This window comes from Allobosea rubneri, from assembly GCF_032464875.1.
Lineage (GTDB): Bacteria > Pseudomonadota > Alphaproteobacteria > Rhizobiales > Beijerinckiaceae > Allobosea > Allobosea rubneri.
Genome location: NZ_JAWDID010000059.1, coordinates 18,908 through 33,058 on the forward strand (window position 1 = coordinate 18,908; position 14,151 = coordinate 33,058).

Sequence of the window (14,151 nt, forward strand, 5' to 3'; positions counted from 1 at the left end):
CCCGATTCTGTTTACCTAGCGGCAGACAAGACCATGCGAGCTTGCGGCCTCCTGCCCGGCCCGCAGCGTATCCTCGCCGCGATTTCTCGGCCTTTTTCAATACCCTGGAGCGACTTGATGAAGCGATTCCTAGGAACACCCGTGCTGCGCGGCCTCGCGCTCGCCGGCGCCTTGGCGGTCAGCGGCGCAGCCCAAGCACAGGAGCCGAGTCAGGCATCGATCAAGGCACTGCTACCGGAGCTGGAGAAGCAGGTGGCCGCCGGCATGAAGGCTTTTTCGGTGCCGGGCGTCGCCGTCGGCATCGTCCACGACGACAAGCTGATCTACGCCAAGGGCTTCGGCCTCAAGGCGCAGGGCAAGCCCGAGCCTGTGAACGCCGAGACGCTGTTCCAGGTCGGCTCGACCACCAAGGCGTTTCTCGGCGTGACGCTGGCGCAGGCTGTCGATGCCGGCCGGATCGGCTGGAACGACCCGGTGATCGATCACCATCCCGCCTTCCAGCTCTCGGACCCCTGGATCACCCGCGACTTCCGCGTGCTCGATCTCGCGGCGCAGCGCTCCGGGCTGACGCCCTATGTGAACGACGCGCTGGCCTTCCTCGGCTTCGACAAGGAAACGCTGATCCGCTCGCTGCGGGTGGCGCCGCAGCTCGGCGCCTTCCGCTCCGATTTCCGCTATCTCAACATCCCGCATGTCGTCGGCGGCGAGATCGTCGCCAAGGCCAACGGCACGCCGTCCTGGTTCGCCTCGCTGAAGCGCAGCGTGCTCGACCCGCTCGGCATGGCGGCGACCACGGCGACCGCCGAGGCAATCGAGAAGGCACCGGACCATGCCATGGGTCACCGGCTCGACGCCGCGCCCATCGCGGTGCCCTTCCATCCCGCCTTCCCCTATGCGCTCGGCCCGGCCGGAGCGCTGAACTCGAACGTGCCCGACATGGCGAAATGGCTGCGCCTGCAGCTCGGCCGCGGCATCTTCGACGGCAAGGTCGTCGTCTCCGAGGAGAATCTCGACGTGACCTGGACGCCGCGCGTCGCGATGAACGAGCGCACGGCCTATGCCGTCGGCTGGGTCGCCAGCGCGACGCCGCGCGGCCGGATCATCTGGCATAATGGCGGCACCTCCGGCTTCGGTGCCCATGCCGGCTTCCTGCCGGATGCCAGGACCGGCATCGTCATCCTGACCAATCTCGAGAACACCGGCATGCCGGATTCGCTGGCGATGTGGTTCTACGATCGCGTCCTCGGCAATCCGACCGTCGACAACATCCCGCTCGGCGCCGCGGCCTCGAAGGCCAAGCGCGAGGCCGCGCTGAAGGAGGCCGCCGGCTTCGTGCCGGGGCCGCTGCCGGCCAATGCCGCCGCCCTCGCCGGAACTTACGTCTCGCCGATTCTCGGCGACGCGACGGTCTCCCTGGTCAACGGCAACCTGCAGATGAAGCTGGAAACGACGGAGGCCATCGGCCTGCTCACGGCAAGCCGAGACGATCCCTTCCTGTTCTCGGCGACGCTCGCCCCGGTCGGCGACTTCGCGGGTCCCGCAGCGATGAGCGGCGGCGAAGCCTTCACCCGGCTGCGCTTCGAGCCCGACAACAACGGCAGGATCACGCAGATGCGCTGGCTCAGCCCCGAGCTGCCGCATCTTTTCAACCGCACCCCTGCCCAGTGATGCCGACGACACCGAGGATGCTCGACATGATGCTCCGCCCTGCCCTGATCCTGAGCCTGGCCGCCTTCGTCGCGGCCTCGCCGGCCGCAATCGCCGCGCCTGCTTTCGCGCCGCTCCCTGCCGGCGTGCAGTCCCTGCCGATCGAACCGGCCCGCTCGCTGCTGAAGAACTTCCTCGACGCGCTCGGCGACGATGACGATGTCCATGACGACCATTACGACTGGAAGGACTACCGCAACTCGACCTCCCGCAAGGAGCGCATCCGCGACTATTACGAGATGCAGCGGCAGGGCCAGATGGACTACTGGCGGGCCCAGAAGGACATGCAGAAGAAGGCAATCAAGGCCCAACGGGGCTGGTGACACCGGACGTCAGCTAGTCCTATCGTCCCCCCTACCTCTCTTGGTGCGTCTGTTGCATAGTCAGCCCCAGCGCCGCGCATGACGCCTAAGGACGCAGGGGAACAGGACATGAAGACCATCTATCTGGCAGGGGCCATCCTCGCCGGCAGCGCCTCAATGGCGCTCGCCCAGCAGCTCGCGCCGAGCCCGACGCTCGACGCGGTCAAGGCCCGCGGCCATATCGAATGCGGCGTGCATCTCGGCCTGCCCGGTTTCTCCTTCGCCAACGACAAGGGCGAATGGACCGGCCTCGACGTCGACTATTGCAAGGCGCTCGCTGCGGCCGTGCTCGGCGACGCGACCAAGGTCAAGTTCACGCCGACCTCGGTGCAGCAGCGCTGGCCGATCCTGCAATCGGGCCAGGTCGACCTGCTCTCGCGCAATTCGACCATCACCTTCTCGCGCAATGCGACGCTCGGCCTGAACTTCCAGGGCATCAACTTCTACGAAGGCCAGACCTTCATCGTCCGCAAGAAGGCAAACGCCAAGACCGCGGCCGACCTCGACGGCGCCTCGATCTGCGTCGCCGCCGGCTCGACGGAGGAGAAGAACGCCGCCGACTGGTTCCGCGAGCGCAACCTCAAGGTGACCATCACCAACTTCCAGAAGAACGACGACGCCATCACCGCCTATGATTCCGGCCGCTGCGACGCCTACACCGCCGGCGTCGGCGCCCTCGCCGGCCAGCGCGCCAAGCTCAAGGTTCCGGACGAGCACGTCATCCTGACCCAGCCGATCTCGAACGATCCGCAGGGGCCGGTGACACGCTGGGGCGACGAACGCTGGCAGCTGATCGTGCGCTGGGTGCTGAACGGCACGATCGCCGCCGAGATGCTCGGCGTGACCTCGAAGAACGTCGACGAGATGAAGGCGAACTCGAAGAACACCGAGGTCCGCCGCCTGCTCGGCGCCGAGGGCGGCTTCGGCGCGATGATGGGGCTCCCCGACGACTGGATGTACAAGGTCATCAAGCAGGTCGGGAACTATGGCGAGAGCTATGAGCGCACCGTCGGCATGGGCTCGCCGCTGAAGCTCGAGCGCGGCCAGAACCAGCTCTGGACCAAGGGCGGCCTGCTGTTCACGCCGCCGTTCCAGTGAGAGCAAGGCGGCCCGGCCAGGCGAGCTGAGCGCCGTCATTCCGGACAAGCCGCAACGCGGCGCAGCTCCGGAATCCATCGAAAGGCGCCGGAGTCCAGCGATGGATTCCGGCCCTCCGCTTCGCTCCGGCCGGAATGACGGCCCGCTCTTTCAGCCTTTCCCAGCGAGCCTGCGATCGTGAGCAAAGCCCTCGCCTTCATCAACGACAAGCGCGTCCGCGACTGGTTCTACCAGGCGGCGGTGCTGATCGGCCTCGTCGGCCTGCTGGTCTATTTCATCCGCAATGCCTCGGAGAACATGGTCAAGGCCGGTATCGCGTCGGGCTTCGACTTCCTCTGGCGCACCTCCGGCATCGACGTGCCGTTCGTGCTGACGAACTACACCCAGTCCGACAACATTCTCGCGCTGTTCTGGGCCGGCGTCGCCAACACGCTGTTCGTCACCGCGGTCTCGCTGGTGCTGGCGACGCTGCTCGGCTTCGCGATCGGCATCGCCCGCCTTTCCTCGATCTGGCTCGTCTCGGCGCTGGCCGGGGCCTATGTCGAGTTCGTCCGCAATATCCCGCTGCTGTTCTTCGTGCTGTTCTGGTATTTCGGCGTCATCGCCGCGCTGCCTTCGCCGCGCGAGAGCATCAGCGTCTTCGGCGTCGCCTTCCTCAACAATCGCGGGCTGACCATCCCGCTGCCGGACGCCCCGGCGAATTTCCACTGGGCCTTCGGCGTCATCCTGGCGGCCTTCGTCGCGCAATGGCTGTTCGCCCGCTGGGCGCGGCGGCGGAAGGAAGCGACCGGGCAGGACGCTCCGCTGCTTGTCGTCAGCCTGGTCCTGCTCGTGCTGGTGCCCGTGCTGGCCCTGAGCTGGGCGAGCCTGGCGACGCGCTGGGACATCCCGGTGCTGCGCGGCTTCAACTATCGCGGCGGCTTCGTCGTCATCCCCGAATTCGTCGCGCTGCTGGCGGCGCTGGTGACCTACACGGCCGGCTTCATCGCCGAGATCGTGCGCGGCGGCATCCAGTCCGTGCCGCACGGCCAGATCGAGGCCTCGGCGGCTCTGGGGCTGCGGCCTGCCCAGACGCTGCGCCTCGTCACCATCCCGCAGGCGCTCAGGGTGATGACGCCGCCGATGACCAACCAGTATCTCAATGTGCTGAAGAACTCGTCCTTCGGCGCCGCGATCGCCTATCCCGACGTGGTCAGCCTATTCATGGGCTCTGCGCTCAACAATACCGGCCAGGCGATCGAGATCATCGCGATGACGCTGGCGGTCTATCTCGTCATCGGCCTCGCGGTCTCCGCCTTCATGAACTGGTACAATGCCAGGATCGCGCTGGTGACCCGATGAGCGCCGCCACCGCAACCTCCCAGAGCTGGCGCGAGCGCCTCTTCGGCACGCCGGTGACAACGGTCGTCACCCTCATCCTCGCCCTCCTCATCGCCTGGATCGCCATCCCGATCATCCGCTGGGCGCTGATCGACGCGACCTGGCGCGGCACGACGCGCGAGGACTGCGCCTCGGGCGGGGCCTGCTGGGTCTTCATCCGCGCCCGCTTCGGCCAGTTCATGTACGGGCTCTACCCGCAGGAGGAGCGCTGGCGCGCCGATCTCGCCGGCATCCTGTTCGCGCTGTCAGGCGCTGGGCTGGTGTTTGCGCCGCAGCGGCTGAAGCTCAAACTCGCTCTGGCGGCGCTCGTCATCCTGCCGCCACTCGGCGTCTGGCTGCTTGCCGGGGGCTTCGGCCTCAGGCCCGTCGAGACGCGCGAATGGGGCGGTCTGATGCTGACCGTCTTCATCTCGATCTATGCCAGCCTGATCGCGATCCCACTCGGCATCGTGCTGGCGCTCGGGCGGCAATCGCAGCTCAGGGTGATCCGCCTGATCAGCGTGCTGTTCATCGAGTTCTGGCGCGGCGTGCCGATCATCGCGGTGATCTTCCTGGCATCGCTGCTATTGCCGCTGATCATGCCCTCGGGCATCGGCGTCGACCGGCTGGCACGGGCGGTGATCGGGCTCGGCTTCTGCATCGCGGCCTATATGGCGGAAGCGGTTCGCGGCGGCCTGCAGGCCCTGCCCTCCGGCCAGCGCGAGGCGGCGACCGCGCTCGGCCTGACCTATTGGAAGGCGACCTGGTTCATCATCCTGCCGCAGGCGCTGCGCATCTCGCTGCCGGCGATCACCAACGAGTTCATCGCGCTGGTGAAGAACACCACGCTCGTCCTCGTCGTCTCGATCCTGGACCTGCTCGGCATCGCCCAGGCCTCGCTCGCCGACCCGAACTGGGTCGGCATGAGCATGGAGGCCTATGTCTTCTCCGGCGGGATCTACTGGCTGATTTGCTTTTCGCTGTCGCGCTGGAGCAAGAGCCTGGAGACGAAGCGGGGACGATAGCCTTAGGGCCACGATCGGACAGCTCTCTGAGAAATCGATTCCGCCACCGGCTCTAAACACCGGTCATTTCAGGCAAAAGAGTGCCTGTCACCGCTCCTGCGGCGGCACGGCGCGCAGGCGCTCGGTCAGCTCGCGGCGCTGCGCTTCCGTCCATTGCGAGTGCTTGCGGGCGGTCGATGGCGGACGGTTGGCGAGGCCTAGTCCGATGCCGCGCAGATCGTTGACCGGGCGGATCGGACGCTGGACGAAGCCGCCGCCGCAACTGGGACAGACGTTTTCCAGCACCCGCTCGGCGCAGTCGGCGCAATAGGTGCACTCATAGCTGCAGATCCGCGCCTCCAGAGAGGCCGGCGGCAGGTCGCGGTTGCAGAGTTCGCAGTTCGGGCGCAGTTCCAGCATCGTCGTTTCCGGCCTGGCGTCAGCAGCTTCGCGGCGAGTGAAGCCCGAGGCGAAGACAGCGTGCGTCAGTGGCGACTCCGCCGACCCTCCGCAGCCATGCCCCCTGATCAGCTCACCCCCAGTTCCACCGGCACGGAGAAGGAGCGCTTCACCTGGCCGAGCGCGAAGCTCGACTCGATCGAGGCGACATTGTCGAGCCTCGTCAGCTTGTCCTTCAGGAAGCGCTCATAAGCGGCAAGATCGCTGACGATGATGCGCAGGAGATAGTCGCGCTGGCCGGTCATCAGATAGCAGTCGGCCACCTCGGGCCAGCGCTGCACAGCCGCGCCGAAACGGTCGAGTTCCTCCTCGCGCTGCCGCTCCAGCTTGATCGAGGCGAAGACAGAGACCGGCAGGCCGAGCTTCTCCTGGTCGATCACCGCGACATAGCCCTTGATCACCCCGGCATCCTCGAGCAGCCGGACGCGCCGTGCGCAGGGGCTCGGCGACAGCCCGACCTGCGCCGCGAGGTCCTGAATGCTCATGCGCCCGTCGGCCTGCAGGGCCTGAACGATGCGGCGGTCGATATCGTCGAGTTTTGGATTTGGCATGAATGTTCGCTCCTCGGCTCAAGATTAGCGGAACCCGCCAATTCTGGAAGCACACAGCTCCGTCTTTAGCTGCTTTCGCCAGCGCGAATATGCATGATACGCTAATCCAAGGAGCACGCCCGATGTCCGACCCACGCCTGCCCGTTCTCGCCGAACTGGAAAAGAAGATTCTCTGGCTGGCCTCGTGGACGATCCACAACGCCAACCATCTGCGCGATAATGGCGACGGCATGAAAGTGGGCGGGCATCAGGCCTCCTCGGCCTCCCTCGCCACGATCATGACCGCGCTCTACATGGCGGCGCTGAAGCCGCAGGACCGGGTCGCGGTGAAGCCGCACGCCTCGCCGATCTTCCACGCCATCAACTATCTGATGGGGCTGCAGACGCAGGAGAAGCTCGAGAATTTCCGCGGCTACAAGGGCGCGCAGAGCTATCCCTCGCGCACCAAGGACATCGACGACGTCGATTTCTCGACCGGTTCGGTTGGCCTAGGCGTGGCTCAGACGCTGTTCTCCTCACTGACCCAGGACTATGTGAAGGCGCATGGCTGGGCCAAGGACCGCCCCGAAGGCCGTATGGTCTCGCTGATCGGCGATGCCGAGCTCGACGAGGGCAACATCTTCGAAGCCCTGATGGAGGGCTGGAAACACGGCGTGCGCAACACCTGGTGGGTGATCGACTATAATCGCCAGTCGCTCGACGCGGTGATCCGCGAGGGCCTTTACGACCGCTTCGAGACGATGTTCCGCAATTTCGGCTGGGACGTCGTCACCCTGAAATACGGCTCGCTGCAGCAGGCAGCCTTCAAGGAGAAGGGCGGCGAGCGGCTGAAGGCCTGGATCGATACCTGCCCGAACCAGCTCTATTCGGCGCTGACCTTCCAGGGCGGTGCCGCCTGGCGCAAGCGCCTGATGGACGATCTCGGCGATCAGGGCCCGGTGACCAAGCTGATCGAGAAGCGCTCCGACGCCGAGCTCTCGAAGCTGATGTGCAATCTCGGCGGCCATGACCTGCCCTCGATCCTCGAGGCCTTCGAGGCGATCGACCATGACCGGCCGGTCTGCTTCCTCGCCTACACCGTCAAGGGCTTCGGCCTGCCGCTCGCCGGGCACAAGGACAACCATGCCGGGCTGATGACCAAGGAGCAGATGGAAGGCTTCAAGCAGGCCAACCAGGTCCGCCCGGGCCATGAATGGGACCTGTTCGAGGGCCTCGACCTGCCCGAGAGCGAGATCCGCGCCTTCCTCGACAGGATCCCGTTCTTCTCCGAAGGGCGCCGCCGCTACAGCGCGCCGGCCCTCCCCGTGCCGGAAAAGCTGGAAGCCGGCATCCAGCCGGTGATGTCGACGCAGATGGGCTTCGGCAAGGTGCTGGACGAGCTCGCCAAGCTCGGCGGGCCGCTGGCCGACCGCATCGTCACCACGGCGCCCGACGTCACCGTCTCGACCAATCTCGGCCCATGGGTCAACCGGCGCGGCCTGTTCGCGCGTGCCTCGATGGCCGACACCTTCAAGGACGAGCGCATCCCTTCGATGCAGAAATGGGAGTTCTCTCCCAAGGGCCAGCATATCGAGCTCGGCATCGCCGAGATGAACCTGTTCATCAACCTCTCGGCGCTCGGCCTGTCGCATTCGATCTTCGGCGAGCGCCTGATCCCGATCGGCACGCTCTACGACCCGTTCATCTCGCGTGGGCTCGATGCGCTAAACTATGCCTGCTACCAGGATGCCCGCTTCATGGTCGTCGCGACGCCGTCCGGTGTCACGCTGGCGCCGGAGGGCGGCGCGCACCAGTCGATCGCGACACCGCTGATCGGCATGAGCCAGGACGGGCTCTGCGCCTTCGAGCCGGCCTTCGTCGACGAGCTTTCCGTGATGATGCGCTGGTCGTTCGAATACCTGCAGAAGGATGGCGAGGGCGATCCGGACGAGCGCACCTGGCTGCGCGACGAGACCGGCGGCTCGGTCTATCTGCGCCTCTCGACCCGTCAGGTCGAGCAGCCCAAGCGGGCGATGACGCCGGAGCTGGAGCGCGACATCATCGACGGCGCCTACTGGCTGAGGAAGCCCGGGCCGAACGCCTCGGTGGTGATCGCCTATACCGGCGCGGTCGCGCCCGAAGCGATCGAGGCCGTCGGCCTGCTCGCCGAGGACCGGCGCGATGTCGGCCTGCTCGCCATTACCTCGGCCGACCGGCTGAACGCCGGCTGGCAGGCGGCAGAGCGGGCGCGCCAGCGCGGCAATCATCGCGCCACCAGCCATGTCGAGCGCCTGCTCGGCGAGCTCTCGCGCGATTGCGGCATCGTCTCGGTGCTGGACGGGCATCCGGCGACGCTGGCCTGGCTCGGCAGCGTCCACGGCCACAAGCAGAAGGCGCTCGGCGTCGAGCATTTCGGCCAGACCGGCACCGTCGCCGACCTCTACCGGCATTTCGGCATCGACGCGAACGCGATCGTCCACGCCGCCCAGTCGGCGGCGCCCGGCCGGCCGGTCCGGTATCTGAAGGCGCTGCCGTAGGGCGGGCGCTCCCCTTCTCCCCCTGCGGGAGAAGGGGAGCGCGATACGCCGGATGAGGGGTCGCGCTGCCGTTTCCGGTTAGCGTATTGCAGCTGGCGAGACGGCCAGCGTCGCGCGCCCCCTCACCCCAGCCCTCTCCCGCAAGGGGAGAGGGGGCAGGTCGCGCCGCCCGCGCCCTCGATCAACCGCCGCGCTTCACCTTCACGCCGGCGATCAGCCAGCCTCCGGTGAGGAAGAAGGCGATCAGCACAGCGAGGCCTGCCCGTTGGCTGGCGAAGAGCGTCGTCGCCAGCGCGACCAGGGTCGGCCCCATGAAGGAGGTGACCTTGCCCGCCAGCGCAAACAGGCCGAAGAACTCGCCGATCCGCGCCGGCGGCGCGATGCGGGCGAGCAGGCTGCGCGAAGAGGCCTGCAACGGCCCGGCCACCATGCCGATCAGAAGGCCGAGCCCGAGATAGACCTTCTCGGGCAGCGAGGCGAACAGGCCATCGCCGGGGGCCGCCGGCGTCGCCTCGATGAAGAAGGCGACCTGTCCCGGCCCCAGCGAGAGAATGCCGAGACAAGCGAAGAGCAGGCAGGCGATGGCGCCGAGGATGACAGGCTTGCCGCCGACCGCATCGTCGAGCTTGCCGCCGAGGAAGGCGCCGAGCGTGCCGGTGATGGTGAGCAGGATGCCGAACACGCCGAGCTCGATCGTCTGCCAGCCGAACACCCCTGCCCCGTAGATGCCGCCGAAGGCGAAGAGCGCGACGAGCCCGTCCTGGTAGATCATGTTGGCGAGCAGGAAGCGGCCGAGCCCGGGCAGGCTCGGCAGCTCCGCCAGCGTCGCCTTCAGCCGTGCCACGCCGCCGCCGGCGGCCTCCCGGAAGGATATGCCGGTGCGCGGCGTATCCGGCGTCAGCAGGAACATCGGCGCGACGAAGATCACGAACCAGAGCGCAGTGAGCGGCCCGGAGAAGCGATCGCCCTCGCGGGTAACCGCATCGAGCCCGAACAGCGGCGAAAGGCCGGCGAGCGTCTTGCCGGTATGCGGATCGGCCGCGAGCAGGCCGAGCGTCAACGCCAGCGAGACGAGCCCGCCGAGATAGCCGACGGCCCAGCCGGTACCTGACAGGCGCCCCAGACGCTCGGGCGGCACGAGCCGCGTCATCATCGCGTTGTTGAAGGTCGTCGCGAACTCGGCCCCTATCGTCGCCATGACGAAACCGGCGAGCGCGATCGGCACGGCCGCAGGCGAGCCGGGCTTGGCGTACCAGAGCATGCCGGAGCCGATGACGAGCAGCGCCCCGAAACTGGCGATCCAGGGCTTTCGCGGACCGGTTCGGTCGGCGATGCCGCCGAGCAGTGGCGAGAGCAGCGCGATGCAGAGCCCGGCAAAGCCCGTCGCATAGCCCCAGAGCGCCTGCCCCTGCGCCGGGTCGGAAGCCAGCGCAGCCGCAAAGAAGGGCGCGAAGACGAAGGTCGTGACCAGGGTGAAGAAGGGCTGGGCCGCCCAGTCGAAGAAGATCCAGGCGACGATCGAGCGCCGCGGCGGATAGGTCACCGGCGAACTGGCGGCACCGCCAGACTGGGTCATCGCGACATTCAAAGGACAGCACCTGATCTGAAAGGAAGCTGGTCGTCCCGGACAAGCCGCGTCAGCGGCGCCGATCCGGAATCCATGCCTGGACGTCTGCCTGAACCTCTCCGGCAGACGTCCAGGCATGGGACCCGGGTCTCCCTCCGGTCGCCCGGGACGACAGCCGGAGGGAAAACCCGCAAATCACTCACTGCAGCGTCGTGTCCGGATCGGAACCGCCGCGGGCGAGCTCGATTTCCGTGATCGCGACCAGAACCTCGGCCCGGCTCCTGAGGTCAGGCGCCTCGAGCAATGCCTGCTTCTCGCGCGGTCCGAAGGGGCACATCATCGAGAGCGCATTGACCAGCGCCTCGTTGGGCGCCTCGTTGACGCCCTTCCAGTCGATCTTGAGCTCGTTCGCCTTGGCGAAGCTGCGCAGCGCCTTGAGCAGGCTCACGCGGTCGACAGCCTCCTCGCCGGCCCGCGCCTGGAAATCGACCGCGAAATCGTCATAGGAGACCCTGGCCTGGCGATAAGCGGTGGTGACCGAAAGCTCCTCGACCAGCCGGAAGCGGGAAATACCGGTCAGGGTCAGGATGTAGCGGTCGTCGCCCGTCTCGGCGAACTGAGTGATGCGGCCAAGGCAGCCGACCTGCAGCAGCGCCGGCGCCGTCGATTGCCGGCCGTTTTCCGGCTCGGGCTGGATCAGGCCGATGACACGATGGGTGCGGATCGCGTCATCGACCATGGCGAGATAGCGCGGCTCGAAAATGTTGAGCGGCATCTGCCCACGCGGCAGCAGCAGCGCGCCGCTGAGCGGAAACAGCGGGATCACCGCCGGGCAATCCTCGGGCCCGTGATAAACCGCGTTCATGCCCATCGGCGCCTGCCCATCTGCACGTGGTCCCCTCCGATCTAGGCGAAGAGTGCGGTGGAGAGCTTGCGGCGCCCGGCGACGCTGTGCTCGTCCATCGGTCCCCAGGCCTCGAAGAACTGCAGCAGCTGCTTGCGCGCGCCATCCTCGTTCCAGCCCCGATCCGCCTTGAGAATGGCGATGAGCTGGTCGACCGCCTCCTCGCGCCGCTCGCGCGCGTTCAGCGCGAGAGCGAGGTCGAAACGGGCCTGATGATCCTTCGGGTTCGCCGCGACTCTGGCCTCGAGCTCGGCGGTGTCGCCGAGGGAGGCCGCCTGTTCGGCGAGCTCGATCGCGGCACGCAGCGCCGTCACGGCCTGATCCTCGGCCTTGTCGGCCGGCACCATGGCGAGGAAGCCCTTGGCGCCCTCGATATCGCCCTCGTCGAAATGCAGCCGGGCCATGCCGGCGATCGCGGCGACATTCGCCGGCTCCAGCGCCAGCACCTCGGCATAGAGCTCGCTCGCGCCGCCGGCATCGCCGGCCTCGAGCGCCTCGCCGGCCGCCGCGAGCATCTCCTCGACCGGGCCGGGGCCCATCGGCCCGACCAGCTTCTCGATGAAGGCCTTGATCTGGCCCTCCGGCTGGGCGCCCATGAAGCCGTCGACCGGCTGGCCGCGCTGGAAGGCGATCACCGCCGGAATCGACTGGATGCCGAGCTGGCCGGGGATCGCCGGGTGCTCGTCGATGTTCATCTTGACCAGCTTGACCTTGCCGCCGGCCTCGTTGACCACCTTCTCGATCACCGGCGTCAGCTGCTTGCACGGGCCGCACCAGGGCGCCCAGAAATCGACCAGCACCGGCTGGTTCATCGATTCGGCAATGACGTCCTGACGGAAGCCCTGCGTCGTCGTGTCCTTGATCAGCCCGGGGGCCGGTGCCGCTTCGCCATTGACCAGCATGGGTCGTCCTTCATCTCGCCAACAAGCCGGGCTCCGCGCCGGCAGGGTCGTAGCCCTGCCTTTTAGGGGATTGCCCGGACAACCGAAACAGCCGGGCAGCGCTGCCCGATCCGCGCCCCATAGATGGGGAGCTTCGTCCGTTCTGTCCATTGCCCCTGGCGCATCTGATGCGATGGCCAGTGCAGGTCATACGCCTCAAGGCTCGGGCGGCGCCGGCAGATCGACGATCAGCGGCTCGTGGCCGGTCGAACGCAGGAAGGCGAGCATGTCGTCGCGGGCAATGCCGAGCGTCGCCGTGTTGACCAGAGGGTGGAAGTTCATCGGCTCGCCGGTCATCAGCCCGGCATCGAGCACCATGGTCACATCGCCCGCCCGGTCGTTGATCACCGCGAAAGCGGTGACCGAGCCCGGCGTGACGCCGAGCTTCTCCATCAGTAGCTCGGCCGAGCCGAAGGAGAGCCTGCCGCTCGCCCCGAGCGTCTCGTGCAGGCGCTTCAGGTCGATTCGCGTGCTCTCCAGCGCCGAGACCAGGAAAATCCGGCCCTTCTTGTCCTTGAGGAACAGATTTTTGGTGTGATGCCCACTGATCGCGCCGCGCAACTCCTTGGATTCGGCCACGGTGAAGACGGCCTCGTGGTCGATCCGGGTGGTGGTGATGCCGAGGTTATCCAAGGCGGCGACGAGATCCTGAGGAGAAATTGGCGCGGTCATTTTTGCCCTGGGAAACGCGGAAAAGCTGGAAATCCCTAGCTTTCTCCCCTCACCGCGGCAAGCTCGAGGCATTGCCCCCGGCTGAACCGGGCAGCGAGTTGTGAAATTCCTGCAACAAGGCACTTGCGCTCCTCGCGGCGATGGGCAATAAGCCGCCCATCGCCGCTGCGGCGGCGATGAATGTCTCGGATGCGGGTGTAGCTCAGGGGTAGAGCACAACCTTGCCAAGGTTGGGGTCGAGGGTTCGAATCCCTTCGCCCGCTCCAGACAATCTCAGGTTATGAGAAGCATGCAAGCGTCGGGTTTCCCGGCGCTTTTTGCTTTTCTGGCCTGGGCGGTGCGGCACCAATTCTGAACGGTTCCGAAAGCCCGTGGTTACCTGCGGGTTACAAGTACGCCTCAGGCGCACACAGGTCGCCTGGGCGCACTCCCCCCAACCCTCACTGCTTGAAGCAATTCTCTCGGTGCCACCGCAGGAAATGCGGATGCGGACGGTCGTGAGCTCGCACAGGCGGTAGAGCTCGACCTGTCCTGTTTATGAAGCTTGGCCTGCTGCCGGTTCTGTGGATGCTCGGTTAAGCTAATCCCACCTTCTTTTCGAACTCGGCCGGGCTGAGATAGCCGATGGTCGAGTGCCTGCGGATGGTGTTGTAGAACCGCTCGATGTAGTCGAACACGTCCGCCCTGGCGGCGTCGCGGGTTCGGTAGACCTTGCCCCTGATCCGCTCGGTTTTCAGGGATGAGAAGAAGCTCTCCATCGCGGCGTTGTCCCAGACGTTGCCAGATCGGCTCATCGAACAGGTGACGCCGTTCTCGGCGAGCAACTCCTGGAAGTGCTGGCTGGTGTATTGGCTGCCCTGATCGGAGTGATGCAGCAACGCGTCCGGCTTGCCGCGGCGCCAGATCGCCATGATGAGCGCGTCGGTGACGAGTCCCGCCGTCATCTGCGCCTTCATCGACCAGCCGACGACACGGCGCGAGAACAGGTCGATCACGGCCGCCACATAGAGC

At 66.7% G+C, this 14,151-nt stretch carries 13 protein-coding genes, 1 tRNA gene and 1 pseudogene; 7 read left to right on the forward strand and 8 right to left on the reverse strand.

The genetic code is table 11. From position 1 onward, the window contains the following. Positions 1–117 precede the first annotated feature (117 nt). The 5 genes from RKE40_RS24835 to RKE40_RS24855 all read left to right on the forward strand — a co-directional run bounded on the left by RKE40_RS24835 (position 118) and on the right by RKE40_RS24855 (position 5,551). A complete protein-coding gene (locus RKE40_RS24835) occupies positions 118–1,668 on the forward strand; it encodes a serine hydrolase domain-containing protein (RefSeq protein ID WP_316020873.1) in 1,551 nt (516 codons plus the stop codon). Between the two features lie 26 nt (positions 1,669–1,694). Continuing rightward, the gene (locus RKE40_RS24840; protein ID WP_316020874.1) at positions 1,695–2,030 is read left to right on the forward strand and encodes a hypothetical protein; all 336 of its coding nucleotides are present in this window, start codon (positions 1,695–1,697) and stop codon (positions 2,028–2,030) included. Positions 2,031–2,138: 108 nt separating this feature from the next. Beyond that, the gene (locus RKE40_RS24845; protein WP_316020875.1) at positions 2,139–3,167 is read left to right on the forward strand and encodes an amino acid ABC transporter substrate-binding protein; all 1,029 of its coding nucleotides are present in this window, start codon (positions 2,139–2,141) and stop codon (positions 3,165–3,167) included. Positions 3,168–3,344: 177 nt separating this feature from the next. After that, positions 3,345–4,508 carry an amino acid ABC transporter permease gene (locus RKE40_RS24850; protein WP_316020876.1) on the forward strand — a complete coding sequence of 388 codons (1,164 nt, stop codon included), beginning with the start codon at positions 3,345–3,347 and terminating at the stop codon, positions 4,506–4,508. Beyond that, complete coding sequence (locus tag RKE40_RS24855; RefSeq protein WP_316020877.1) at positions 4,505–5,551, forward strand: amino acid ABC transporter permease; 1,047 nt, start codon at positions 4,505–4,507, stop codon at positions 5,549–5,551. Before RKE40_RS24850 ends, RKE40_RS24855 begins: the two co-directional genes overlap by 4 nt. A gap of 87 nt (positions 5,552–5,638) precedes the next feature. Here the strand turns inward: RKE40_RS24855 and RKE40_RS24860 are convergent, their stop codons facing one another. Beyond that, positions 5,639–5,950 (reverse strand): DUF1272 domain-containing protein, encoded by a 312-nt coding sequence (locus tag RKE40_RS24860; protein ID WP_316020878.1) that lies wholly within the window; start codon positions 5,948–5,950, stop codon positions 5,639–5,641. 107 nt (positions 5,951–6,057) lie between these two features. Beyond that, on the reverse strand, positions 6,058–6,540 hold the full coding sequence (locus tag RKE40_RS24865) for an Lrp/AsnC family transcriptional regulator (RefSeq protein ID WP_316020879.1): 483 nt from the start codon (positions 6,538–6,540) through the stop codon (positions 6,058–6,060). A 122-nt stretch (positions 6,541–6,662) separates the two neighbouring features. On the opposite strand from RKE40_RS24865, the gene RKE40_RS24870 reads away from it, so the two are divergent. Next, positions 6,663–9,056 (forward strand): transketolase-like TK C-terminal-containing protein, encoded by a 2,394-nt coding sequence (locus tag RKE40_RS24870; protein WP_316020880.1) that lies wholly within the window; start codon positions 6,663–6,665, stop codon positions 9,054–9,056. Positions 9,057–9,237: 181 nt separating this feature from the next. Here the strand turns inward: RKE40_RS24870 and RKE40_RS24875 are convergent, their stop codons facing one another. From RKE40_RS24875 to RKE40_RS24890, 4 genes are all read right to left on the reverse strand, one after another. Next, a complete protein-coding gene (locus tag RKE40_RS24875; RefSeq protein WP_316020881.1) occupies positions 9,238–10,632 on the reverse strand; it encodes an MFS transporter in 1,395 nt (464 codons plus the stop codon). A 190-nt stretch (positions 10,633–10,822) separates the two neighbouring features. Beyond that, positions 10,823–11,494 (reverse strand): LON peptidase substrate-binding domain-containing protein, encoded by a 672-nt coding sequence (locus RKE40_RS24880; protein WP_316020882.1) that lies wholly within the window; start codon positions 11,492–11,494, stop codon positions 10,823–10,825. A 35-nt stretch (positions 11,495–11,529) separates the two neighbouring features. Further along, positions 11,530–12,429 (reverse strand): thioredoxin, encoded by a 900-nt coding sequence (gene trxA / locus RKE40_RS24885; protein WP_316020883.1) that lies wholly within the window; start codon positions 12,427–12,429, stop codon positions 11,530–11,532. Positions 12,430–12,624: 195 nt separating this feature from the next. Continuing rightward, on the reverse strand, positions 12,625–13,140 hold the full coding sequence (locus tag RKE40_RS24890; protein WP_316020884.1) for a prolyl-tRNA synthetase associated domain-containing protein: 516 nt from the start codon (positions 13,138–13,140) through the stop codon (positions 12,625–12,627). Between the two features lie 191 nt (positions 13,141–13,331). Here RKE40_RS24890 and RKE40_RS24895 point away from each other — a divergent pair. Next, a tRNA-Gly gene (locus RKE40_RS24895) sits at positions 13,332–13,406 on the forward strand. A gap of 174 nt (positions 13,407–13,580) precedes the next feature. Here the strand turns inward: RKE40_RS24895 and RKE40_RS29850 are convergent. Together RKE40_RS29850 and RKE40_RS24905 are read right to left on the reverse strand one after the other, a co-directional pair. Then, positions 13,581–13,685 (reverse strand): annotated as a pseudogene (locus RKE40_RS29850) (HNH endonuclease); the annotation flags it as partial. A gap of 30 nt (positions 13,686–13,715) precedes the next feature. Further along, the coding region (locus tag RKE40_RS24905) for an IS3 family transposase (protein ID WP_316020885.1) at positions 13,716–14,151 on the reverse strand (436 nt) is incomplete at its 5' end.